Annotated in this window: 15 protein-coding genes; 9 read left to right on the forward strand and 6 right to left on the reverse strand. The window is 68.2% G+C overall.

All coding sequences use genetic code 11. The features are described from left to right. The first annotated feature begins 208 nt into the window (after nt 1-208). Nucleotides 209-6,001 carry an antitoxin gene (locus tag ACN0WF_RS00990; RefSeq protein ID WP_417770896.1) on the forward strand — a complete coding sequence of 1,931 codons (5,793 nt, stop codon included), beginning with the start codon at nt 209-211 and terminating at the stop codon, nt 5,999-6,001. 267 nt (nt 6,002-6,268) lie between these two features. Next, on the forward strand, nt 6,269-8,326 hold the full coding sequence (locus ACN0WF_RS00995; protein WP_417770897.1) for a potassium/proton antiporter: 2,058 nt from the start codon (nt 6,269-6,271) through the stop codon (nt 8,324-8,326). A 153-nt stretch (nt 8,327-8,479) separates the two neighbouring features. On the opposite strand, the gene ACN0WF_RS01000 is transcribed toward ACN0WF_RS00995, so the two are convergent. Together ACN0WF_RS01000 and ACN0WF_RS01005 are read right to left on the reverse strand one after the other, a co-directional pair. Further along, nucleotides 8,480-9,463 carry a ChaN family lipoprotein gene (locus ACN0WF_RS01000; protein WP_417770898.1) on the reverse strand — a complete coding sequence of 328 codons (984 nt, stop codon included), beginning with the start codon at nt 9,461-9,463 and terminating at the stop codon, nt 8,480-8,482. 150 nt (nt 9,464-9,613) lie between these two features. After that, entirely contained in the window at nt 9,614-10,807 is a 1,194-nt protein-coding gene (locus ACN0WF_RS01005; RefSeq protein WP_417770899.1) for an acetyl-CoA C-acyltransferase family protein, read from the reverse strand. On the opposite strand from ACN0WF_RS01005, the gene ACN0WF_RS01010 reads away from it, so the two are divergent. Continuing rightward, a complete protein-coding gene (locus tag ACN0WF_RS01010; protein WP_417770900.1) occupies nt 10,761-12,728 on the forward strand; it encodes a hypothetical protein in 1,968 nt (655 codons plus the stop codon). The genes ACN0WF_RS01005 and ACN0WF_RS01010 overlap by 47 nt on opposite strands. A 19-nt stretch (nt 12,729-12,747) precedes the next feature. Here ACN0WF_RS01010 and ACN0WF_RS01015 read toward each other — a convergent pair whose 3' ends face one another. Then, complete coding sequence (locus ACN0WF_RS01015) at nt 12,748-13,332, reverse strand: TetR/AcrR family transcriptional regulator (protein WP_417770901.1); 585 nt, start codon at nt 13,330-13,332, stop codon at nt 12,748-12,750. A gap of 157 nt (nt 13,333-13,489) precedes the next feature. On the opposite strand from ACN0WF_RS01015, the gene ACN0WF_RS01020 reads away from it, so the two are divergent. Then, complete coding sequence (locus ACN0WF_RS01020; protein ID WP_417770902.1) at nt 13,490-14,734, forward strand: MFS transporter; 1,245 nt, start codon at nt 13,490-13,492, stop codon at nt 14,732-14,734. Nucleotides 14,735-14,838: 104 nt separating this feature from the next. Continuing rightward, nucleotides 14,839-15,141 carry an antibiotic biosynthesis monooxygenase family protein gene (locus tag ACN0WF_RS01025; protein WP_417770903.1) on the forward strand — a complete coding sequence of 101 codons (303 nt, stop codon included), beginning with the start codon at nt 14,839-14,841 and terminating at the stop codon, nt 15,139-15,141. A 105-nt stretch (nt 15,142-15,246) separates the two neighbouring features. Here the strand turns inward: ACN0WF_RS01025 and ACN0WF_RS01030 are convergent, their stop codons facing one another. Beyond that, entirely contained in the window at nt 15,247-16,746 is a 1,500-nt protein-coding gene (locus ACN0WF_RS01030) for a CoA-acylating methylmalonate-semialdehyde dehydrogenase (RefSeq protein ID WP_417770904.1), read from the reverse strand. A 264-nt stretch (nt 16,747-17,010) separates the two neighbouring features. On the opposite strand from ACN0WF_RS01030, the gene ACN0WF_RS01035 reads away from it, so the two are divergent. Then, complete coding sequence (locus tag ACN0WF_RS01035) at nt 17,011-17,892, forward strand: LysR family transcriptional regulator (protein WP_417770905.1); 882 nt, start codon at nt 17,011-17,013, stop codon at nt 17,890-17,892. A 14-nt stretch (nt 17,893-17,906) separates the two neighbouring features. Here ACN0WF_RS01035 and ACN0WF_RS01040 read toward each other — a convergent pair whose 3' ends face one another. After that, nucleotides 17,907-18,767: a DMT family transporter gene (locus ACN0WF_RS01040; RefSeq protein ID WP_417770906.1), complete on the reverse strand. Its 861-nt coding sequence runs from the start codon at nt 18,765-18,767 to the stop codon at nt 17,907-17,909. 119 nt (nt 18,768-18,886) lie between these two features. On the opposite strand from ACN0WF_RS01040, the gene ACN0WF_RS01045 reads away from it, so the two are divergent. Continuing rightward, nucleotides 18,887-20,296 (forward strand): PLP-dependent aminotransferase family protein, encoded by a 1,410-nt coding sequence (locus tag ACN0WF_RS01045; protein WP_417770907.1) that lies wholly within the window; start codon nt 18,887-18,889, stop codon nt 20,294-20,296. 29 nt (nt 20,297-20,325) lie between these two features. On the opposite strand, the gene ACN0WF_RS01050 is transcribed toward ACN0WF_RS01045, so the two are convergent. Continuing rightward, a complete protein-coding gene (locus tag ACN0WF_RS01050; RefSeq protein ID WP_417770908.1) occupies nt 20,326-21,453 on the reverse strand; it encodes a Gfo/Idh/MocA family protein in 1,128 nt (375 codons plus the stop codon). A 344-nt stretch (nt 21,454-21,797) separates the two neighbouring features. Between ACN0WF_RS01050 and ACN0WF_RS01055 the strand changes: the two genes are divergently transcribed. Continuing rightward, entirely contained in the window at nt 21,798-22,418 is a 621-nt protein-coding gene (locus ACN0WF_RS01055) for a class I SAM-dependent methyltransferase (RefSeq protein WP_417770909.1), read from the forward strand. A 103-nt stretch (nt 22,419-22,521) separates the two neighbouring features. After that, on the forward strand, nt 22,522-23,520 hold the full coding sequence (gene iolG / locus ACN0WF_RS01060) for an inositol 2-dehydrogenase (protein WP_417770910.1): 999 nt from the start codon (nt 22,522-22,524) through the stop codon (nt 23,518-23,520). Nucleotides 23,521-23,565: the final 45 nt, after the last annotated feature.

Below are 23,565 nucleotides of genomic sequence, written 5' to 3' on the forward strand. Positions count from 1 at the left end.
CCAGTCTGGATTGTGTCATTAGCTTTAAGGGTGCGGCAAGTTTGGGAGACGTATGCCTTGCGCCAGAGGCCGGCGCTGGCACCCATATCTCCCGACGTTCCGATCCCGGCGCGTTGATCGGGATGCCCAGCCGCGCATGGTATGGCGGCGCGTGTTCTGCGCCGTACCATCCGATGTGTAACGAGTACGGACGCGAGGCGAAACAAACATGGCACATCCCCCGAAGGCGAAGGACCCGGCCGAGGCCGCCCTCAGTGCTGTCGAGGAAGCGCTGAAGATCGATTTCGGCGACACGGCGGCGAGCGGCGAAACCGCCTCCGGCGGCAGCGCCCAGCGCAACGAAGGCGCGCGACCGACCGCGTCGTCGTCCGATGCCGGCGATGCGTCCGACAGCGACAACCGTCGCGGCAACGGCCGGCGCGGGCGCGGCGGCAGCCGCCCCGGTTCGGCCGCCAACGACGACCGGCGCACGATCGGAAATCTCATCTACGCCTTGCAGCGGCGCCCGACCTCGGCGCCCTTCTGGTTTGCCTTCGCGCTCTCGATCCTGTGGGTCGCCGGCGGATGGTGGCTCGCCTCGGCCGCCTTCTCCTCCGACCTCGCCGCGGTGCAGACCACCGGCGACATCCTGTCCTCGCCCTCGCTGCTGATGTCGAGCGTCGCGGTCATCGTGCCTGTGCTCTTCTTCTGGGCAATGGCGCTGATGATCTACCGCGCCCAGGAGATGCGCATCGTCGCGCGCGGCATGACCGAGGTGGCGCTTCGCCTCGCCGAGCCGGAAGACGTCGCCAAGGAATCGATCCTCAGCGTCGGCCAGGCCATCCGCCGCGAGGTCGCCGCAATGGGCGACGGCATCGAGCGCGCAATCGCCCGCGCCAGCGAGCTTGAGGTTCTCGTGCACAACGAGGTGTCCTCGCTCGAACGCTCCTACAATGACAACGAACTGAAGATCCGCTCGCTCATCGACGAGCTCGTGACCCAGCGTGAGGCGGTCGTTTCCAACGCCGACCGTGTCCGCGACACGATCTCCGGCGCGCACGAGGGCCTCGCCGCGCAGCTCGCCGAGACCTCCGAGAAGATCAGCCACATCGCCGATTCCGCGACGGACCGCCTGACCGGCGCCATCGACAGCCGCGTCTCCGACTTCACCGGCGCCATCGACGGGCGCGTCAGCGAGCTGACCGGTGCGATCGACGGCCGCGTCTCCGAGCTGACCAGCGCCATCGACGGCCGCGTCGCCGAACTCAACGGCTCCATCGGCGGTCGCGTCTCCGAGCTCCACAACGCCATCGACAGCCGCGTCAGCGAGCTCAACGCCACGGTCGACGGCCGCGTGCGCGAGATTGCCGAGACCTTCGACACCGCCGGCAGCCAGCTCGTCGACACGCTGACCAACCATGGCGACAGCTATGTCGAGCGCCTGACCGGAACCGGCGAGATGCTGGTGGAGTCCATGAACCGGACCGGCCACGAGTTCACCGAGACGCTGGTGACCCGCGGCGCGGAGGTCAACGACCGTTTCGCGACCACCGCGACCGGCTTCATCGACACGCTGACCAGCCGCGGCGACGAAATCACCGCCAACCTGTCGCTCACCGGCGGCAAGCTGATCGACACCATCACCACCCGCACCGACGACCTGCTGTCGACCCTCGACACGCGCGTTTCCGGCCTCGACAGCTCGCTCGCCGAGACCGGCGACCGCGTCGTGGAGAGCATCTCGCTGCGCGGCCAGGAGGTCACCGACACGATCTCCGTCAAGGGCGCGGAAATCGTCGAGACGCTGTCCTCGCGCACCAACGAAGTCGCCGAGATCCTGCGTGGCACCGGCGAGTCCATCGTCGTCGACCTGTCGCTGCGCGGCGGCGAGATCGCCTCGAAGCTGGACGAGACCGCCGGCAGCCTGACCGAGACGATCACCGTGCGCGGCACCGAGCTTGCCGACCGCCTCGGCTCCGTCGGCGACAAGATCCACGAGGCCATCACCATCAACGGCGAGGCGCTGGACGAACGTCTGGCAAGCCGCTCGCGCGAGATGGCCAACCTCATCGACGGCCAGGCACAGAACTTCCGGTCCGCGCTCGAAAGCGCCTCGACCGAGATCACCGCCTCGCTCGAGAGCCAGACGTCCGGCTTCGCCCGCACGCTGGCGGAAACCGGCACCGAGCTTGCTCACCTCATCGGCTCGCGCGGCGAGCGCGTCGCAGGCGAGCTGACGGCGATCGGCGATCGGCTCGACGCCACGCTGGACGAGCGCGGCGGCGCGCTGCAGCACGGCGTCTCCGTCTATCTGGACCGCATGGAAGGGCTCATCGGCGAACGCGGCGAGAAGCTCGTGTCCTCCTTCGAGCTGCGCACCGCCGAACTCGGCGAGACGCTCGACGGACGCATCGAATCGCTCAACACCACGCTCGACCTGCGCGCCGGCGCCATGGCCGATTCGCTCGACACCCGCATCCAGGGTCTCGACACGACGCTGGCCGGCGGTCTCGAGGCGCTCACCGCCTCGCTCGACAGCCGCGCCGGGTCTCTGGCCGAAACGCTCGACAGCCGCATCAAGGGCTTCGACACGACGCTGACCGGCGGCATCGAGACACTGACCTCCTCGCTCGACAGCCGCGCCGGCTCTCTTGCCGAGACGCTCGACAGCCGCATCCAGGGCTTCGACACCACCATCACCGGTGGTCTGGAGCTCCTCACCTCCTCGCTCGACAGCCGCATGAAGAGCTTCGACGCGACGATTTCCGGCGGTGTGGAGACGCTCACCAGCTCGCTCGACAGCCGCACCGGCTCGCTCGCCGAGACGCTCGACAGCCGTATCGAAGGCTTCGACACGACGCTGGCCGGCGGTATCGACCGTCTGTCGACGACGCTCGAGGCGCGCACGGGCCAGTTCGAGACGACCCTCAACGAGCGCACCGTGGCGCTTTCCGATCTGCTCGAGGACCGCTCCCAGGCGATCACGCTCAAGCTGTCGACCAAGGTCGACGAGGTCGGCGAGACGCTTGGCAGCCGCGCCGAGGAGATCGGCAACAGCCTGTCCGAACGTTCGCGCATCATCGGCGAGAACATCGAACGCCATCTCTCCACGTTCGAGAGCACCATCGGCGAGAAGGTCGAGCTGGCGGCCGTGTCCATGTCGGACAAGGCCGAGCATCTGGCCAACACCATGTCGGTCGGCACCGAGCGTATCGACCAGGCGCTTGACGCCCGCGCCCGTCAGATCAGCGAGACGCTGATCGCCCGGACCCGCGAGATCGCCTCTGCCTTCGTCGAAGGCCAGGGCGAAATGTCAAAGGCACTGGACGAGCGCCTCACCGACGCCGGCCAGGTGCTGTCGCGCCAGAGCCAGGATCTCACCGACACGCTGTCCGACCGGATCGCGGAGATCAACGTCTCGCTCGGCTCGAAGGTCTTCGAGGTCGCCGAGACGCTGGACAGCCGCTCCGCGGAGCTGGAGCGCGTGCTGGCCGAGCGGCTTGCCGCGATTTCCGGCACGCTGACCTCCGAGAGCGACCGCGCCCGCGATCTGCTCGCCGAGGTCATGACCGAGGCCGGATCCACCATCGAACGCCTGTCCGGCACGCTGTCGGGCGAAAGCGGTCGCCTGCAGGAGATCGTCGAAACGACGCTTGGTGCGGCGACCGAGAAGCTCCAGGGCGAGGGCACCCGCCTGCGCCAGATCGTCCTCGGCTCCGTTGGCGAGGCCCGCGGCACGCTGCAGGCCGAAAGCGAGAAGGCGGCCGACATCATCGTCCAGTCGCTCACCGAGGCGACCGGCACCATGGCCGGCGAGGGCGAGAAGATGCGCGCCCTGCTCGTCGAGGCGGTCAGCGAGGCGGCCCGTTCGCTCGCGGCCGAAAGCGAGCAGGCCCGCACGGCCTTCCTCGGCAGCCTGTCGGAGATGAGCGGTGCGCTCGGCGGCGAAAGCGAGAAGGTCCGCGAGGACCTGACCCGCACCGTTGCGGAAGTCACCGGCGCCCTGGCCAGCGAAAGCGAGCAGGCCCGCATGGTCCTGGCCCGCACCATCGAGGAAATCGGCAACATGGTCTCCGGCGAGGCCGACGGCGTGCGCTCGCGCGTTGCCGGCGCCGTGCGCGAGGCGGCTGACCTCCTGTCGGAGCGCGGCAACGCCGTGGCCGAGGATCTCATCGCCCGCGCCGACCAGCTCAACGCTGCTCTCGAAGCCCGCTCCGGCAAGCTTGCCGAGCTCATCGGCACCGACGGCAACGAGCTTGTCGCCAGCATCGAGGAACGCGCCCACGGGCTCACGACCCGTATCGCGGAGATCCACGAAGCCATCCTCGACGCGATCACCGTCAAGGGGCGCGACGTTACCGACGGCTTCGCCCGCACCGGTCTCGACGCCACCCGCAAGCTGGTGGAGGCGGGCGACCAGCTCGTCGCCACGCTCGACGAGCGCAGCACGTCGGCGGCCGACATCCTCCACCGCACCCGTTCGGAGCTGGAAATCGAGATCAGCGGCCTGCTGAATCGTCTTACCGAGTCCAACGGCCAGCTCTCCGAGGTGGTCGCCAACGCCGGTGAGAACCTGGGCAGGATCGAGACCTCGCTGTCGCGCAGCGCCGGCGAGTTCCGCACCGCCATCGACCGCGCCGTCACCGACACGACCGCCTCGAGCGGCACGCTCAAGGAGCAGACCTCGGTGCTGCGCGAGGTGTCCGACACCGTGCTTTCCGACATTTCCTCGCTGTCGACCCGGCTCGAGGAGCATGGAAAGATGCTGTCCGACGCCGCCCGCAACCTCGAGGAGACGAACCGCGACGTGGAAAGCCGCGTCGGCGAGCGCAAGACCGCCATCGAGGATGTTGCCGACACGCTGCTGGCCAAGACCGAAGCTGTCGACAGCCTGATGCGCGGCTTCGCCGGCCAGCTCGAGCAGATGCTCGAGGCGGCGGACGACAAGAGCCGCGACGTCACGCAGCAGCTCACCGCTGCCGCCGAGGCCGCGACCCGCGCCGTCACAGAGCAGTTCGAGTCCATGCGTCTGTCGGCCGGCCTTGAGGGCAAGAAGGCCCGCGAGGAAGTCCGCGCCGCCCAGGACGAAGTCGTTGCCGAGATGTCGAAGACCCTGTCCGACGCATCCGAGCGCTTCACCGAGGCGACCACCCGCATGCGCGACGTCGCCCGCGACGTCCATCGCGAACTGGAGAAGACCCGCAGCGAGCTGAAGCGCGGCATTCTCGACCTGCCGGAGGAGGCCGAGCAGTCCGCTTCCGCTCTGCGCAAGGTGGTGAGCGAGCAGGTCCGCGCCCTGACCGAGCTGTCCGAGATCGTCTCGCGCCAGTCGACCACACTCGACACCTCGCGTGCCGGAGAGCGTACGCTTGCAACGGCCGCCGTGGCCGCCGCACCACGCGCCGAGCCCGCACCGGCACCGGCCCCCGCACCGACGCAGCGCGCGCCGGCCGCCAAGGCCCAGGCCCCCGCCTCCGCTCCGGCCCAGCAGCCGCGCGGCGAGCTTCGCGGCGACATTCGCCGCAAGACGCTGAGCGACTTCGAGCCGGCCGGCCGCCAGTCGGGCGGCGAGCGCGCCGCGCCGCAGCAGGGCAAGGGCTGGGTCAGCGACCTGCTTCGCCGCGCCTCTCAGGAGGAAGCCGGCGACGAAGCGGCGGCGGAAGCCCGCTCGCCGCTGCAGATGGTCGAGTCGCTCAACTCGCTGTCGATCGACATTGCCCGCGCGATCGATCACGAGACGTTCATCGACCTGTGGGAGCGCTACAAGCGGGGCGAGCGGCATGTGTTCACGCGCCGTCTCTACACGCTGCAGGGCCAGCAGACCTTCGACGAGATCCGCCAGAAGTACGCGCGTGACGCGGAATTCCGGGGGGCGGTCGACCGCTACCTGAACGACTTCGAGCAGCTTCTGGCCCAGGTCTCGCGCAACGACCGCGACAACATCATGAGCCAGACCTACCTGACGTCGGACACGGGCAAGGTCTACACTATGCTCGCCCACGCAAGCGGCCGCCTCGACTGAGGCAACCGCCTGCGGGAAACCGCAGTCTGAAACACGACGCGGGCGCGGCCGGAAACGGGCGCGCCCGCTTCCGTTTCAGCCTTCCACGGCGCGAGGAAGCAGGAAAGTCACAGGGCATCCTTGCGCAGCCACCCGGAAGCCACTGAAAATACAGCCCCCTGGTCGCTTGCGTGGCCTCACGGCCACGGTTCGGGCAAACTTGCCCTATAGTTGTGCAAGCAGATGATTCCGCTGTTCAGCGGATCACACCGCCGAAAGCCGCTGCCCATGCTCGAAACGCTGAACCTGGTGATCCTGATCTCCGCCGGTCTCGTGGCCGTGTCGGTGTTCACGTCGCTGGTCAGCTTCCGCATCGGCGCCCCGCTGCTGCTGGTCTTCCTGCTGGTCGGCATCGCCGCCGGCGAGGACGGGCCGGGGGGCATCGCCTTTTCCGACGCGCGCGCGGCCTATTTCATCGGCTCCATCGCGCTTGCCATCATCCTGTTCGATTCGGGCTTCCGCACCCGGATGGGAACGCTGAAGCTCGCCGCCGCCCCGGCGCTGGTGCTGGCGACCGTCGGCGTCGGGCTGACCGCAGGGCTGGTCGGCGCCGCCGCGCACTATCTCTTCGGCTGGCCCTGGACCGACGGCCTGCTGCTCGGGGCCATCGTCGGCTCGACCGATGCGGCCGCCGTGTTCTTCCTGCTTCGGGTCGGCGGCGTGCATCTGCGCGAGATGATCTCGGCGACGCTGGAAGTGGAATCGGGATCGAACGATCCCATGGCGATCTTCCTCACCATGACGCTCGTCGGACTGATCACCGCCGGGACGGTCGATGTCGATGCGGGTCTCGGCGCCGATCTGGCCAAGGAGCTGGTGCTCCAGATGGGACTTGGCCTCGTCGCCGGCCTTGCCGGCGGATATGCCATCGTCCAAATCGTCAACCGGATCGGGCTCGAGCCGGCGCTCTATCCGATCGTCGTTCTGGCGCTGGCGCTGGCGCTGTTCGGCGCAACCTCCCTTGCCGGCGGCAGCGGCTTTCTCGCCGCCTATGTCGCCGGCATTCTGTGCGGCAATGTGCGCATCCGCCAGCAGCCGGCGCTGAAGAACTTCCAGGGAGGCATGACCTGGCTCGGCCAGATCGGCATGTTCGTGACACTGGGGTTGCTTGCCACCCCATCCCAGTTCGGCGAGGTCGCCCTGCCCGGGCTCAGCCTCGCCCTGATCCTGATCTTCGTCGCCCGCCCGGTCGCCGTCTGGCTCTGCCTGATGCCCTTCGGCTTCACCCGCAGCGAGATTGCCTTCGTTTCCTGGGTCGGCCTGCGCGGCGCGGTCTCCATCCTGCTGGCCATCCTGCCGCTGGTCGGCGGCCTTCCCAATGCCCAGGAAATCTTCAACGTCACGTTCCTGATCGTCCTGACATCGCTGATCCTGCAGGGCTGGACGATCCGCCCGATCGCCAAGCGGCTGAAGCTGACGGTGCCGCCGCGCATTGGCCCGGTTGAGCGCATCGAGCTGGAGCTGCCCGGCGGACAGGATCACGAGCTTGTCGGCTACACTGTCAATCAGGCCAGCGCGGTGGCGCGCGGCGAGCGCATTCCGCGATGGGCACGACCGGTGCTGATTCTGCGTGACGGCCGGCCACTGCGCCTGCAGAAGGCCGGCAAGCCGCAGCCTGGCGACCGGATGTACATCCTCGCCACCGGCCGCCAGGTGCCCGTCCTCGACTCTCTCTTCGCCGGCGCCGCCGCCGAGGGGCACGATCCCGCGCTTTTCGGTGACTTCGCCCTAGACCCGGACGCCCGCCTTGCCGATCTCGGCGCCATCTACGGCTTCCGCGTCGAGAAAGCGGACGCCGAACGTTCGGTGCGCGAGGTGCTCGCACGCGAGCTCGGCGACGACATCGAGCCGGCCGACCGGGTCGCCTATGGAGACATCGACCTCGTCGTGCGCGATATCGACGATGACCACGGCATCACCGCCGTCGGACTGGCGGTCGAGCATGTCGAGCCCGACGAGCCGGTGCTGCCTTTCTTCTTCTCCCGTCAGGACATCGCCGGTGCGGCACGCAGCATCGCGCGCAGGGTCAAGCGCCGGCGCGGCCGCGCCAAGGTCATGGCGCGGCGCAAGGCAAGCTACGACAAGCCGGTTCCGGACGACCATGGCGACACCGCGCGGATCGCCGGCCCTACGCCCGCTCCGGCGGCGCGGCCGGAAAGCGAAGCCCGCACGCGGGAAGCTCCCGACAACCCGGCTTCACAGGAGAAGCCGGCGGAGGCGGAAGCGGAGACGGGGGCCGGGCGGGACCAGGAAGAGCCGGACATCTATCGCGGTCCGCTGTCCTGAGACGACCGCCCTCGCGCCGATGGATCGCGGTTTGCTCCGCGGTCGGGCAACCGCAAGGTCACGGCCTGAAAAGCGGTCCTTGCCCCTTGCTTCCGCCGACCTTGCCCCCCTTGCGGGAACGAGCGGATATGGCGTCGCACCCGCAAGAGGCCCTTATTTGCCCTTCTTGCCGAAACGCTCCTTGAGCCCTTCGCACGGATCGCCGCGCGCCACGCCGGGCGTGAACCAGACGAAATCGTAAGGCGCGGCCGTCTCCCTGCTTCCGCCGGCATAGGCGGCCGGGTCGTCCTCGCCCTCGCGCACCTCGACGAAGGCGAGCGAGACCGAGGAGGCCTCGGCCAGGCGCGCGGAAAGATACCAGGGCACGCCGAGATCGCGGCGCGTGTGCCCAGCCCCGGCAATCAGCACCGCGCCGGCATCGCCCCTCTCGTCGGCGGCGATCATCGCCTCGGCAAGCGTCGCGTCGCGAAGCCTCTGCACCAGGAGCAACGGCCTCAGGCTCTCGCGCGGCATCAACGCACAGTGGCTCTCGAACAGCGTGTCGAGCATCTCGGCTTCGGCTGCCTCACCAAGCGGCCGGTCGAGCGCAAGCCGCCCGGCCCGCTCCGCGCCAAGCGCCGCGATCCCCTCACCCGCCACGGCGCGACGCTCCGGCTTCGGCGTATCGGCGGCGACAATGGCAAGCCCCTTGCCGATGGCGACCTCCAGAACCGGGCGGTAGATCCCGTAGTCGGGCCAGCCGAGATCGGCCCAGCCGACCGCCGCGCCAAAGCCCTCCGCTGTACCGCCGCCGGCGAGATAATCCGCCACCTTGGGGGCGAGATCGCGCGGCAGCATCTCGAAGACGACCGCCGGCTTGCGGGAACGGGATGCCTGATCGAGCAAATAGGCCTGGAGCCTGTGGTGGTCGGGATTGTCATGCGTTTCGCCAAGCAGCACGAACCGCGCATCGGCAACCGCCTCGTCCACCACCCGCGGCGCAACGAAGGCGCCTTCGCGTGTCGACCAGATCCGGCCGGCGAGCGGATGGTCGTGCCCCGGATCCTGGGTGAAGGCCGGCGGCCCCTCCGCCAGGGCCGGGGCGAGCGACACCAGAAAGGCAAGCGTTGCAAGGACGGGTGTCGTGGCGGGCTTCATCGTCTGTCGCATCCTCTGACCGGCAACCGGCTCGACGCACCCTGGCGGTGCGGCGATTCCAGCTGGACCATAGGCGAGAACCCGCGCCCATGCACGAGCGCCGGCGCTGACGCGCGAAACAACGCAGGAAGACGTCGACGGGCAAAAGCCTCAGTTGGCGCTCAGGTTCTCCACCGCCAGGGCGATGCCCTGGCCGCCGCCGATGCACATGGTGACAAGTCCGTAGCGTCCGCCGGTGCGTTCCAGCTCATAGAGTGCCTTGACCGTGAGAATGCAGCCCGTCGCGCCCACCGGATGGCCCAGTGCGATGGCGCCGCCGTTGGGGTTCACCCGGTTGGAGGGCAGGCCAAGCTCCCGCATGACCGCGCAGGCCTGGGCGGCAAAGGCCTCGTTCGACTCGATCACGTCGAAATCCGCCGCCGTCAGGCCGGTGCGCTGGAACAGTTTCTGCACCGCCGGGATCGGGCCGATGCCCATCACATCCGGCTCGACGCCGGCGTGGGCATAGCCGACCAGGCGTGCCATCGGCTTAAGCCCGCGCGCTTCCGCCTCGCTTCGCTCGGCCAGAACCACCGCGGCCGCGCCATCGTTGATGCCGGAGGAATTGCCGGCCGTGACCGACCCGTCCTTGCGAAAGGCCGGCCTGAGGCCGCTCAAGGTCGCGTGTCCTGTGTCGGGTCGGGGATGCTCGTCGGTATCGAAGCGTGTCATCGTTCTGCCGGCCTGCACATCGATCGGCAGGATCTGATCGACGAAACGCCCGTCGCGAATGGCCAGGTCCGCCCTGTGCTGGCTGTCGACCGCAAGCGCGTCCTGCGCCTCCCGGCTGATGCCGTAGCGCTCCGCGACATTCTCGGCGGTGATGCCCATGTGGCCTCCGCCGAAGGGATCGTTCAGTGCGCCGAGCATCATGTCATGGAAGGGCGCGTCGCCCATCTTGACGCCGAAGCGCGCGCCAGGAACCGCATAGGGCGAGCGGCTCATGGACTCCGCCCCGCCCGCCAGCGCGAAATCCGCATCCTCGAGCAGGATCGCCTGCGCTGCCGAAACGATCGCCTGCGCGCCCGAGCCGCACAGCCGGTTGACCGTCAGCGCCGGGGCTTCGGCGGGAATGCCCGCCTCCACCGCCGCGACACGGGCGAGATACATGTCTCTCGGCTCCGTATTGATGACATGGCCGAAGACCACCTGGCCAACATCGCCAACCTCGATCTTCGCCCTGCGCACGGCCTCCGCGGCGACTTTCGCACCCAGCGTCGAGGGGGGAACGGACTTGAGCGAACCTCCGAAGCTGCCGATGGCGGTGCGCACACCGGACAGAAAAACAACTTCACGCCTCGACATTCCGTTCACTCCACGCAATTGGCAAAAAGCCAGCGGGAGCGTATCCGCCGCTCCACCTTGCGTAAAGGGAAATACCAATGTGCTTTCCGCGCCACGCCCGGCTGGCGAACCGCTAAAAACGTTTCTAGACTGCCCCGGGTTCGGGCTTCGGATGGGGTGGGGCAAGATGGCATCGGGGAAGATCAAACAACTCTTCAGCCCGCGCGACGACGCGCTTTTTCCAATCACGGTCGAAACGGTTCATGTCGCTGTGGGCGCATCGGTCACCGCCGGTGACGCCCTGCTGACCTTCCGCACGGCGACCGAAAAAACCCTTGTCATGCGCACGCCGCTCGACGGCGTCGTCGAGACGATCGGCGCGGGTACCGGCGACATGCTGGCGCGCCCGCGCGTGCTCGTGACGGTCGCGCAGCACGACGAAGCGCCTGCGGCGCCGGAACAGGCTACGGCGACGCCCGCCGCCAATCCGGGCGAAGCGAGCGCCCCGGCCGGCGAGATGACGCTGGGCGACTGGGAAATCTCCGATCCCGACCCTGTTCCCACGGCGGCAAAGGCAGCGCCACGCGACACCGCCGCGCCGCAGGAGACGACCTCGCCAGGCGCGCCCGCCGCGAGCGCGAGCGGATCCGCGCGAAAGCCGCTCGTCGCCGCAATCGCGGTAGTGGCCGCGCTCGGGCTCGGCTACGTGGTGTTCGCCCCCGCTCCAAGCTCCCCGCCTGAAGCCGCGCCCCAGACGAAGACTGCCGCCCCCGCCACCAGCAAGCCAGCCGCTAAACCGGCCGCGCAGCCGGCCTCCTACTCCGGGCCGCTGTCGCGCGCGCGCATGCTGGCGCGCGACCTTGGCGACAGGACCCTCGGCTGGGCCTCGCAGGGAAATCTCCTCGGGCATGGTATTTTGCGGATAGAGAAGGATGGCGCGCCCAGTTCCTGCCCGGCGGTTCTGATTTCCAAGCGCTATGCCATCTTCTCGCGCATGTGCCTTGATCCGAAGGCCTCCTCCAACCAGCGCGAGGAGGGAGCGCACGCCTATTTCGAAACGATCCGCCCCTTCCGCGCGCGCAGCGGCAAGGACTGGAAGGAAGTGTCGGGCTTCTGGAACATCTGGCAGCTCGATGTGAAGGCGCTTCATTTCTGGAAGGACGAGGTCGTCGACGGCTCGCCATCCTCGATCGGCGTCGCCGAGCTCGCGGAAACCGCGCCGGGGGGGATTGGCTTCGCCGGGCACTGGCGCATCACGTCGCAGAGCGCGCCGGGAACCCTCGATTTGCGCAGCTACGCGGCCTTCGAGCCCAGCAAGTACTACTCTGGCGGCGTGACCTGCCGGTACTGGCTGCACCACAACGCCAGCCGCGCCGACGACACCAAGGGGCTTCCCCTCACTGTCGACCCGGACTGCGAGGACGTCATCGACATCCGCTCCGGCGCGTTCGAGGTCCGCTATACCAACGGCAAGGACTATCTCGGCGGCTTCTTCAGGATCGGCGCGCGCGACGGCAAGCCCAGCATCTTCGCCGTGTCGTTTTCCAAGAGCGACGACGCGATCATCCGTGGCGCCAAGGACGGCAAACTGCCGGGAGGCTGGATCACGATCTCACCGACCGAGCGACACAAGCCCGACGACATGGCCCGCTTCCTCCTGGCGAACCCGTGCAGCGACGGTCCGACCGAGTTCAACGTCATCGCAACGGACACAAAGACGGGAGACAAGTTGCACACGCGCTTCACTCAGCCGAGCCAGACCTATGGCTGGAGCAAGGCGGACATCGGCCGGAAATTCGACCGGATCGCCATGAGCGAATTCGAAGGCTCAAAGCGCTTCGGCACCAGCAGGGTCACCTTGAGGGACAAGACCTTCGACGCGCTGGAAGTGCCCAACAAGCCCGGCTTCAAGATGCTGATCGAAAGCGAGTGCCTTTTCTGACGACCCCGGAACGCGACCGTCACCGGTCGTGCGCGAGGAGGCGTCCGACCAGCCCCCGGCAGAAGGATGCCTCCGGCGGTGTGTCGAACAGGATGCGATAGACGACCGGGGCCACCAGATGGTCGATCACCGCCTCCGGATCGGGAAACGCCTCGCCCCGGTCGCTGGCGCGCGCGGCGATGATCGCGATCTGCTCGCGCACCATGCCGCAGCACTGCGCCGCCCTGCCCTCCGCCCGGCTGGCCAGCACGTCGCGGATCAGGTCGCGGCCCAGATCGGAGGCCATCTCGTCGCTGTATTGCTCGATCCAGACCGTCAGGTCCGAGACGGCCGATCCCGTGTCGACAGGCCCGGCGTCCGGGCGGATCCGCTGCACGGCGACATCGGCGAACAGCTCCTGCAGGTCGCCCCAGCGACGATAGATCGTCGAGGGCGTCACACCGGCCTTCGCGGCAATGGCGGGCACAGTGACGGCCGCGCGCGGCATCGTCGCCAGCAGTGCCTCCGTCGCGGCGTGGACAGCAGCCTGCACGCGCGCGCTGCGACCACCCGGACGCACACCCGAGACGACCGCTCCCGCCTTCCTCGCCTGGTCTTCGCTCACCGCCAACCTCGTTTGCATCCAGCCGAAATGCGCCACGGACACCTCGTGTCCGAAGCCGGGCCTGACAAGTCGCCCCACTAACGCAAATAATTTGCGTTTAACAGCATCCTCGCCTACACCTAACGCAACAACTTTGCTTTAAGGTGCAACACCCCACATGTCCAGCCCGATGCCCCCCTCCGCCATGGACCGTCCCGTGCCGCCCGCTGCCAGGAGCGGCCAGAGCAGGCAGACGCTTCTGGCCTTCACGCTGACGCTTGCCACGATCTACGCCGCCGCCGGCGCGCCAACGCCGATCTATCGCATCTATCAGGAGCTCTGGCAGGTCAGCCCGGTGCTGATCAGCCTGATCTTCGCCGTCTACGCCTTCTCGCTTCTTGCCGCCCTGCTCATTGCCGGATCGCTGTCCGACCATCTCGGCCGGCGTCCGCTTGTCCTTGCCGCGCTGGCTGTCCAGATCTGCGCCATGTCGACCTTCCTGATCGCCGACGGCCCCTACTGGCTTCTGGCGGCGCGCATCCTGCAAGGCGTGGGGACCGGGCTTGCGGCCAGCTCGCTCGGCGCCGCGATCGTCGATGTGGATGAGACCAACGGCCCGACCATCAACAGTCTCGCGCCGATGATCGGCATGGGGCTCGGCTCGCTCGTCTCCGGCGCGCTCGTCTCCTTCGCTCCCGCCCCGACACTTCTCGTCTACGCGCTGATCCTGTCGCTCAACGCCCTGCAGGCGGTGCTGGTGTGGCGCACGCGGGAAACGGTCATCCGCCGCCCCGGCGCACTCGCCGCGCTCGATCCGCGCATCAGCGTTCCACCGGCGGCACGACGCACCCTGCTGCACATCACCCCCTTCAACGCCTCGCTGTGGACCCTCGGCGGGTTCTTCATGTCGATGATCCCGAGCGTCGTCGCCCAGACCACCGGCATCGAGACGCCTTTCCTCGGCGGGCTCATGGCCTCGATGCTGATGCTCTCCGCCGCCAGCGCCGTCTTCACCCAGCGCGGCCGCTGCATTGCCCGCCTCGCCGACATCGGCGCCGCCGGCATATCGCTGGGCGTCATCACCCTGGTCGCAGGTGTCGTCCTCGGCGAGATCGCCGCGCTGGTCGCCGGAACGCTGCTCGCCGGCTTCGGCATGGGGGCAAGCTTCTCAAGCAGTACCCGCGCCCTGCTGCCGCTCGCCGCCCCCGAGGAGCGCGCCGAACTTCTGGCCGCCTTCTATGTCGAGTGCTATCTGGCCTTCAGCCTCCCGGCAATCGCCGCCGGCTTCCTCGTTCGCAATCTCGGCTTCGTTGCGACGGCGGAAATCTTCGGGGCCGTCGTGCTTGCGCTCAATCTCTCCGGCTACCTGCTGCTGCGGCGCTCGCACGCCTTCGCCCGCCCCTCCCTTTGCCCTGCCGGTTAGTCGGGCGCGCATCGCGGCTGCTGACGCCATGCTGTCAGCAGCCTGCCCCTAGAAGGAAGCGACCGCCCCACCCCGGGGCCGGACCATCCCTTCAAGGAGCTGACATGAGCGAAAGATGCCTCGAACTCGTCGTCTACACCGTCCGCGACGCCGATGACGCGACCCGCATCCGTCGGGAGGCCATGGGCCACATCAAGACCATGCCGGGCTTCATCTCCTGGACGGCGGTACGCGGCTGCGAGGACGACGCCACCTTTGCCGATCTGGCCGAATGGCAGAGCCTGGCCCATGCGCAGGCCGCCGCCGAGACCTTCGTCAAGGACGCCCGCTTCGCCGACTTTCGCGCGGCGATCAGCGGGATGATCCACATGAGCCACTTCACGACGGATGCGTCCGTCGCCGTCTGAACCGGAAACGCACATGCGAAAAGACCCGCCCCGGCAAGCCGGAGCGGGTCCCTGTTCATTCAGATGCGGCACGATCGATCCGGCCCCACAGGGCCGGACCGGGGCTCACTTCATCGTCGGGATGGAGAACTCGGCGCCGTCCTTCAGGCCCGACGGCCAGCGCGAGGTCACCGTCTTCGTCCGCGTGTAGAAGCGGAAGGCGTCCGGGCCATGCTGGTTGAGATCGCCGAAGCCGGAACGCTTCCAGCCACCAAACGTGTGATAGGCCAGCGGCACCGGGATCGGCACGTTGATACCGACCATGCCGATGTTGATGCGGCTGGCGAAATCGCGCGCCGTATCGCCGTCACGGGTGAAGATCGCCGTGCCGTTGCCGTACTCGTGGCTCATCGGCAGGTCGAGCGCCTCCTCGTAGGTCTTGGCGCGCACCACCGACAGCACCGGGCCGAAGATCTCGTCCTTGTAGATCGACATGTCCTTGGTGACATTGTCGAACAGGCAACCGCCCATGAAGTAGCCGTTCTCGTAGCCCTGCAGGGTGAAGTCGCGGCCGTCGACGGCAAGCGTCGCGCCTTCCTTCACGCCCTGATCGACGAGGCTCTTGATCCGGGCCAGCGCCTGGGCGGTGACGACGGGACCGAAGTCGACGTCATTGCCGGCCGTGTAGGGGCCGATCTTCAGCGCCTCGACGCGCGGGACAAGACGCTCCATCAGCGCGTTGGCGGCTTCCTCGCCAACCGGCACGGCAACCGAGATCGCCATGCAGCGTTCGCCGGCCGCGCCGAAGCCAGCGCCGATCAGCGCGTCGGCGGCCTGATCCATGTCCGCATCCGGCATGATGATCATGTGGTTCTTGGCGCCGCCGAAGCACTGCACGCGCTTGCCGTTGGCGCAACCGCGCGAATAGACGTACTCGGCAATCGCGGTCGAGCCGACGAAACCGACGGCCTGGATCGTCGGATCGTCGAGAATGCCGTCGACGGCCTCCTTGTCGCCGTTGACGACGTTGAGAACGCCCGCCGGCAGGCCGGCCTCGAGCATCAGCTCGGCCAGCATCATCGGCACGGACGGATCGCGCTCGGACGGCTTCAGGATGAAGGCGTTGCCCGCGGCGATGGCCGGGCAGAACTTCCACATCGGGATCATCGCCGGGAAGTTGAACGGCGTGATGCCGGCAACGACGCCAAGCGCCTGACGCATCGAGTACATGTCGATGCCCGGGCCGGCGCCTTCGGTGAACTCACCCTTGAGCAGATGCGGCGCGCCGATGCAGAACTCGGCGACCTCAAGGCCGCGGATCACGTCGCCCTTGGCGTCGGGGATGGTCTTGCCGTGCTCGCGCGACAGCGCCTCGGCCAGCTTGTCCATGTCGCGGTGCAGGAGGTCGACGAACTTCATCAGCACGCGGGCGCGGCGCTGCGGGTTGGTCGCGGCCCAGCCCACCTGTGCCTCGGCGGCATTGGCGATGGCCGCGGAAAGCTCCGACTGGCTCGCCAGCGCGACCTTGGCCTGAACTTCGCCCGTCGCCGGGTTGTAGACGTCGGCAAAACGCCCCGAGGTGCCCTCGACATGCTTGCCGCCAATGAAATGTCCGATTGTCTGCATGGGTCGTCTCTCCCTTTTTCCGCCCCTCGGGAACCGCGCGGCGTGCGTATCGCCGCTGTCTTTCCCGGGTCCGGTCCTGCCAGCCGCCGGAAGCATAGCCGGGCGCGCACTGGCGAATCCACCCGCAGGACAGGCGACACCGTGCCGCGCTCCTCCGGTCACCCTGTTATTGCCTTTAATAATTGTACTAAGCAACAGTATGAATGCCGCATCCGTTGTGCGAAAATTATAGTCGATGACCTGCAATGCGGAGACGCCGACGCCATGAACTGGGACGACACGCGCATCTTCCTGGCAGTGGCGCGCACCGGGCAATTGCTTGCCGCGGCCAGGGCTCTCGGGCTCAACCACGCCACCGTCGCCCGCCGGCTGTCGGCGTTGGAGGAGGATCTCGGCGTCAAGCTCGTCGACCGGCGCACCACCGGCTCGCTGCTGACGCCCGCCGGCGACCGGTTTCTCGTCACCGCCGAACGGGTCGAGGCGGAAATGCTCGCGGCCCGCACCCAGATCGGTGGCGCGGATGTCGCTGTCGCCGGCAGCGTGCGCATCGGCGCGCCCGACGGCTTCGGCGTCGATTTCCTCGCCCCCCGGCTCGGCCTTCTGACCGAGCGCCATCCGGACCTGACATTGCAGCTCGTGCCGGTCTCGCGCGCCGTCTCCCTGTCCCGGCGCGAGGCGGATATCGCCATCACCGTCGAGCGGCCGGACCATGGCCGGCTCGTCGCGCGCAAGCTTGTCGACTATACGCTCGGCCTCTACGCCACCCGCTCCTATCTCGAGCGCGCCGGCGTTCCGCGCAGCCCGCAGGAACTCAAGGGCCACGCCCTCGTCGGCTATGTCGAGGATCTCGTCTACTCCGCCGCGCTCGCCTATGCCGACGAAATCGACCGCGACTTCCGCCCGCGCTTCGAGATCGCCTCGGCACTTGGCCAGGTCGAGGCGGTGCGCGCCGGCGCCGGCATCGGCATCCTGCATTCCTTCATCGCCCGGCGCGATCCCGACCTCATCCCCGTGCTGCCGGAACGCATCATCCGCCGTAGCTACTGGCTGGTGCTGCACGAGAGCGTGCGCGATGTCGCGCGCGTGCGCGCCGTCGCGGACTTCATCGCCGAGGAGGTCGAGAGGACCCGGGCAAGCTTCGCCTGATCCCTTGGTTCGGCTCAGGCGAAGCGCCGGGCGCCGACAACGCAGGCGACGACGAAGACGGTGACCCCGATCATCGACGGCACCACCGGCTCGTTCAGCACGAACCCGGAGAGCAGCAGTCCGAAGAACGGCTGAAGCAACTGCAACTGGCCGACGCCGGCGATCCCGCCGAGCGCGAGGCCGCGATACCAGAAGAAGAAGCCGACCAGCATCGAAAACACCGACACATAGGCCAGGCCGAGCCAGGCCGGCGCGGCAATTCCGGCAAGGGTCTGCGGGTGCGCGACAAGCGCCAGCGGCGCCATGACCGGAAGAGCGAGCACCAAGGCCCAGCAGATCACCTGCCAGCCGCCGAGCCGGCGCGAAAGGCGCGCGCCTTCCGCGTAGCCGAACCCGCAGACGAGGATCGCCGCCAGCATCGGCAGATCGCCGGCGAGCGAGATCCGCGCATTCTGCCACAGCGCGAACACCGCCACCGCCAGCGCCCCCGCACACGAAAACAGCCAGAACAAAGGACGCGGCCTCTCGCCTCCCCGCAGCACGCCGAAGAGGGCGGTCGCAAGCGGCAACAGGCCAATGAAGACCACGGAATGGGCGGACGTGATGTGCTCAAGCGCCATCGCCGTCAGCAACGGAAAGCCCACGACAACGCCAAGCGCGACCAGCACTAGCGGACCAAGGTCGCCGCGCGCCGGGCGCTTCTCGCGCAGCACCGCAAGCAGCGTCGCGGCAAGCAGTGCCGCCAGCACCGCCCGCGCCGAGGTGAGAAAGAGCGGAGAAAACCCTGCAACGGCGACACGGGTCGCCGGCAACGAGCCGCTGAAGATGAGCACGCCGAGGAGACCGTTGCCCCAGGCGGCGAGAGGTGACTGCATGATCGCGCTCCTGTCCGTCCCGTCCGGTGTGGCGCGATTGGGCTGGCGGAGACAGCAACAGATCAATACAATTCATCCAAACTGTACTGCACTCACTCCCCATACACCCGGGAAGCAAGATGACGCCCCCCACCCGTACGCAAGAGGTGATGGCGGCAATCCGCCGCCGGATCGAGGCGCGAGGCCTGACGCCGGGCGAGCGCCTGCCCTCGATCCGCGCCTTCGCGGCGACGATGCACGTCTCGCCGTCGACGGTGGTGGAGGCCTACGACCGGCTCGCGGCGGAAGGACTGATCCAGGCCCGGCGCGGCGCGGGGTTCTTTGTCCGCGACACGCCGCAGCCCCTGCAGATCGCCGCCGCCGGCCCCCGCCTCGACCGGGCCATCGATCCCTTCTGGGTCTCGCGCCAATCGCTCGACGCCGATCCCGCCCTGCCAAAGCCCGGCTGCGGCTGGCTGCCGGCGGACTGGATGCCCACCGCCTCGCTGCGGCGCGCACTGCGGGCGCTGTCACGCGCCGACGATGAAGTGCTCACCGATTATGGCTCCGTTCAGGGGCCGGCCGGGCTACGCCGCCTGATCGCGCGCGCGCTCGGCGAGCAGGGTCTGGAGCTGCCGCCGGACAGGATCCTGCTCACCGGCTCCGGATCCCAGTCGATGGACCTTATCTGCCGGCTGCTGCTGCGTCCCGGCGACACGGTGCTCGTCGACGATCCCTGCTATTTCAACTTCCAGGCGTTGCTGCGTGCCCATCAGGTGCGCCTCGTGCCGGTTCCCTACACGCCACAAGGACCCGACATCGCCCGCTTCGAGGCGGTGCTCGTTGCGGAAAAGCCGCGCCTCTACCTGACCAACTCGGCGCTGCACAACCCGACCGGCGCGACCATCTCGGCACAGATCGCGCACCGGGTGCTGACGCTGGCCACGCGCCACGACCTGACAATCATCGAGGACGACATCTTCGCCGAATTCGAGCCGGAGCCCTCGCCGCGCCTGGCAAGCCTTGACGGCCTCGAGCGGGTGATCCGCATCGGCAGTTTCTCAAAGACGCTCTCGGCGTCCATGCGTTGCGGCTATATCGCGGCGCGGCCAGACTGGATCGCCGCGCTCGTCGACCTGCAGGTGGCGACAAGCTTTGGCGGCCCGAGCCCGATGGCGACACAGCTCCTGCACGCGGCGCTCGCCGATGGCGGCTACCGCAAGCACATGGCGGCGCTGCGAGCCCGGCTGGCGCGCGCGCGCCGCCAGACCGCGACCCGCCTTGCCGGGCTCGGCATCACCCCCTGGCTCCTGCCGCGCGGCGGGTTCTACCTGTGGTGCCGGCTACCGGAGGGGACGGACGCGGCAGATGTCGCCCGCGCGGCGCTGCGCGAGAACATCGTGCTGGCGCCGGGCAACGCCTTCAGCGTCACCCGGTCGCTTCCCGACTTCATGCGCTTCAACGTCAGCCAGATGGGCGGGCCGGAGGTCGATGCGGTGCTTGCCCGCGCACTTGCCCAGGCACATCGCGTTCAGGCACACCGCGCCTAGCCAGACCGCGCCTGCCTGGCGGCCTTGCCTCAGACCTCGACCCACCCGCCGGCCTCGAAGGCGCGCGCGGCGGCATCGACGGTGCGCTCGATCTCCAGCCCTTCCTCGAAACCGATGGTGACGGAGGGCTCCCCCGCGATCCGCCTCAGAAGTTCCCGGCACTCGATCACCTTGAGATCGTTGAAGCCGAGCCCGTGTCCGGGCGCCGGCACGAACCGGTCGTAGGGCGGATGCGCGGGGCCGGCGAGAATGCGCGAGAAGCCCTGGCGCGCCACCGGCCCCTCCGCCCTGTAGAGTTCCACCTCGTTCATCCGCTCCTGATCGTAGACGATCGCCCCTTGCGAGCCGAACACCTGCACGGCGATGCGCCCCTTGCGCCCCCAGGCGGAGCGGTTGAGCAGCAGGCTCGCCTGCACCCCGCCGGCAAAGCGCAGGAGCACATTGGCCATGTCATGGGTCTCGACCGCGCGGGCACCGTCTGCGTCGGGGCGCGTTGCGAAGGGTCTTGCCATGTCGCAGAAGACGCGCTCCGCCTTGCCGAAGAGGCGATGGGCGAACGACAGCGGATGTACGCCAAAGTCATCGAGCGCGCCGTGTCCGGAACTCGACGCGCTCTTCCAGTTGAAGGGCGTCGCGGGATCGGCCATGAAATCCTCGTCCATCTCGGCGCGAAGCTGGAACGGCGTGCCGATGGCGCCCCCGGCGATCATCGCCTCGATCTCGCGAAACATCGGATTCTGGATGTAATTGTAGCCGAGGATCGCCACCCGCCCGCTTTCTCGCGCGGCCCGTGCCATGGCACGCGCATCGGCAAGCGCCGGCGCCATCGGCTTTTCGCACCAGACGTGCTTGCCAGCCTCAAGTGCGGCAATCGCCATTTCCGGATGAAACTGGTTGGGCGTGGTGATCGAGACGACATCCACCGCTGGATCGGCGACAAGCATCCGCCAGTCCGCGCCCGCGCGCTCAAAGCCGAGAGCCGCCGCCCGCTCCCGCGCCAGATCCTCGTTCACTTCGCACAGCATCTCCAGTCGCGGCCGCGCCACATCCCCGAAGACAGCCGCGACCGCATTCCAGGCAAGCGCGTGACACTTGCCCATGTAACCGGTTCCGATGAGGCCGATACCGAGCGGACGCCCGCCCTCATTGCGTGTCATGCGCCCCTCCCAGGCCCGTTGCGTTGCGCGCCCCGGCAATTCACCGGCCGGCGCGCCAGTGCATGAAACGCGAATTCCATATTCTCGTCAATATGGAACGAATGTTCCTTTTTAGTCTCCCCCGGCAGAGCCACATGCCCGCGCCGTCGCGACGAATCCGGCCGCCAGCGCGTCGCATGCAACACGGATCCTGCGGCTTGCGGGCAGTTCGCGACGGGTGGAGGAGAGCCGGTTCATATGCGCTTGCGTCTCCGTTTCACGAAGTTTGGCTGTCAGAACCGGCAAGGACGCATATATTGCTTTGGTCAGGCTGATGCCCGACGTCCACTGCCCGGGAAGCCGAGATGACCAGCCCGCCCCCGAACGTCCTCTTCTGGGACCGCGTCGCAGAGAGATACGCGGCGCGCCCGATCAAGGACGTACCCGCCTATGAGGCGATGCTCGACGCGGTGCGCTCCACCCTGCGGCCGTCCGACAACGCCCTCGAGCTCGGCTGCGGCACCGGAACCACCGCGATCAGGCTCGCACCCTGCGTGGCTCAGCTCACCGCCTCGGACCTGTCGCGCAGGATGATCGGCATCGCGGGGCAAAAGCCCGCGCCGCTCAACCTCACCTTTCGCCATGCCGACGCCGCCGACCGGATCGAGGGCGCCCCCTTCGATGCGGTCATGGCCTTCAACCTGCTTCATCTGGTCCCAGACCTCGACGCGGCACTCGCTGCTGTCGGCAGCCAGCTCAAGCACAGCGGCAGGTTCATCTCCAAGACCCCTTGCCTGGGCGAGGTGTCGCTGCCGCTACGCCTCGTCGTGCGGGCCATGCGCGGTGTCGGACTCGCGCCCCCCGTCGCCTTCCTCACGGCGCCTGCGCTCCGCCAGGCCTTCGAAAAGGCCGGGTTCGAGATCGTCGAGCACCGCGTCTTCGGGAAAACGCGGGCCATCCACTATTTCGTCGCACTGAAATCCTGAACCGGGCCTGCCCGCTTGCACTGACGAAACATGAATTCTATGTTCCGCCAGATATGGAACATACATTCCTGAATCGACCCATTCTCCAGCAAGGGAGGCGTCCGTGCTTTCAATCGCCGTCATCGGGGCGGGACGGATCGGCCAGATCCACGCCGCCAATCTCGCCGCGCGCGCCGCGGAGGTCGGCGACGTGCGTCTCGCCGGCATCTCCGACGCACTCGAGGACGCCGCGGGCGCGCTGGCCGGCCGCCTCGACGCGCCCGTCCTGTCGCTCAAGGAGGCGCTCGAGGGCAACAGCTCCGACGCCGTTCTGATCGCCTCCCCGACGGACACGCACGCCGATTTCATCGAGCGTGCGGCGCGGGCTGGCAAGGCCGTCTTCTGCGAGAAGCCGGTCGACCTCTCGTCGGACCGCATCGAGCGGGTCATGGAGGTGGTCAAGGGCACTGGCACGGTCGTCTTCATTGGCTTCAACCGGCGGTTCGATCCGAATTTCGCCAGCCTGAAGGCGCGGATCGACCAGGGGCGCGTCGGCGCTGTCGAACTCGTGACGATCCTCTCGCGCGATCCCTCCCCGCCCCCGGTTTCCTACATCGCACGCTCCGGCGGCCTGTTTCGCGACATGATGATCCATGACCTCGACATGGCTCGCTTCCTGCTCGGCGAGGAGCCGATCGAGGTTCACGCGGTCGGCTCCAGCCTCGTCGATCCGGCGATCGGCGAGGCCGGCGACGTCGACACCGCGGCCGTCCTGTTGAAAACGGCGAGCGGTCGCATCTGCCAGATCTCCAACTCGCGCCGCGCCACCTACGGCTATGATCAGCGTGTCGAGGTGCATGGCGCGCTCGGCCTCATCAGGGCCGGCAACCAGCACGAGACCACGGTGGAGCTGGCGACCGGCGAGGGCATCACAGCCGATCCGGTGCAGAACTTCTTCCTGGAGCGCTATGCCGCCGCCTACCGGCTGGAACTGGCCGCCTTCATCGCGGCGGCGACCGGCCAGGGTGCGCCGAAGCCCGATCTCGAGGACGGGTTGCGCGCCCAGCGCCTGGCCGACGCGGCCACCGAGGCGGTTCGAACCGGCCTGCCCGTCCGCCTTTGAAACGCGCAACACTCGCGCCATGAAAAAGGCCCCGGCGAGGATCCG

The sequence above is a fragment of the Stappia sp. genome (assembly GCF_048268045.1).
Lineage (GTDB): Bacteria > Pseudomonadota > Alphaproteobacteria > Rhizobiales > Stappiaceae > Stappia.

Bases quoted from the DNA above. Each gene is read 5' to 3' on its own strand.
- ACN0WF_RS00990 (WP_417770896.1), top strand. From the start codon at position 209: ATGGCACATCCCCCGAAGGCGAAGGACCCGGCCGAGGCCGCCCTCAGT.
- ACN0WF_RS00995 (WP_417770897.1), top strand. From the start codon at position 6,269: ATGCTCGAAACGCTGAACCTGGTGATCCTGATCTCCGCCGGTCTCGTG.
- ACN0WF_RS01000 (WP_417770898.1), bottom strand. From the start codon at position 9,463: ATGAAGCCCGCCACGACACCCGTCCTTGCAACGCTTGCCTTTCTGGTG.
- ACN0WF_RS01010 (WP_417770900.1), top strand. From the start codon at position 10,761: ATGGCGGTGCGCACACCGGACAGAAAAACAACTTCACGCCTCGACATT.
- ACN0WF_RS01005 (WP_417770899.1), bottom strand. From the start codon at position 10,807: ATGTCGAGGCGTGAAGTTGTTTTTCTGTCCGGTGTGCGCACCGCCATC.
- ACN0WF_RS01020 (WP_417770902.1), top strand. From the start codon at position 13,490: ATGTCCAGCCCGATGCCCCCCTCCGCCATGGACCGTCCCGTGCCGCCC.
- ACN0WF_RS01025 (WP_417770903.1), top strand. From the start codon at position 14,839: ATGAGCGAAAGATGCCTCGAACTCGTCGTCTACACCGTCCGCGACGCC.
- ACN0WF_RS01030 (WP_417770904.1), bottom strand. From the start codon at position 16,746: ATGCAGACAATCGGACATTTCATTGGCGGCAAGCATGTCGAGGGCACC.
- ACN0WF_RS01035 (WP_417770905.1), top strand. From the start codon at position 17,011: ATGAACTGGGACGACACGCGCATCTTCCTGGCAGTGGCGCGCACCGGG.
- ACN0WF_RS01040 (WP_417770906.1), bottom strand. From the start codon at position 18,767: ATGCAGTCACCTCTCGCCGCCTGGGGCAACGGTCTCCTCGGCGTGCTC.
- ACN0WF_RS01045 (WP_417770907.1), top strand. From the start codon at position 18,887: ATGACGCCCCCCACCCGTACGCAAGAGGTGATGGCGGCAATCCGCCGC.
- ACN0WF_RS01050 (WP_417770908.1), bottom strand. From the start codon at position 21,453: ATGACACGCAATGAGGGCGGGCGTCCGCTCGGTATCGGCCTCATCGGA.
- ACN0WF_RS01055 (WP_417770909.1), top strand. From the start codon at position 21,798: ATGACCAGCCCGCCCCCGAACGTCCTCTTCTGGGACCGCGTCGCAGAG.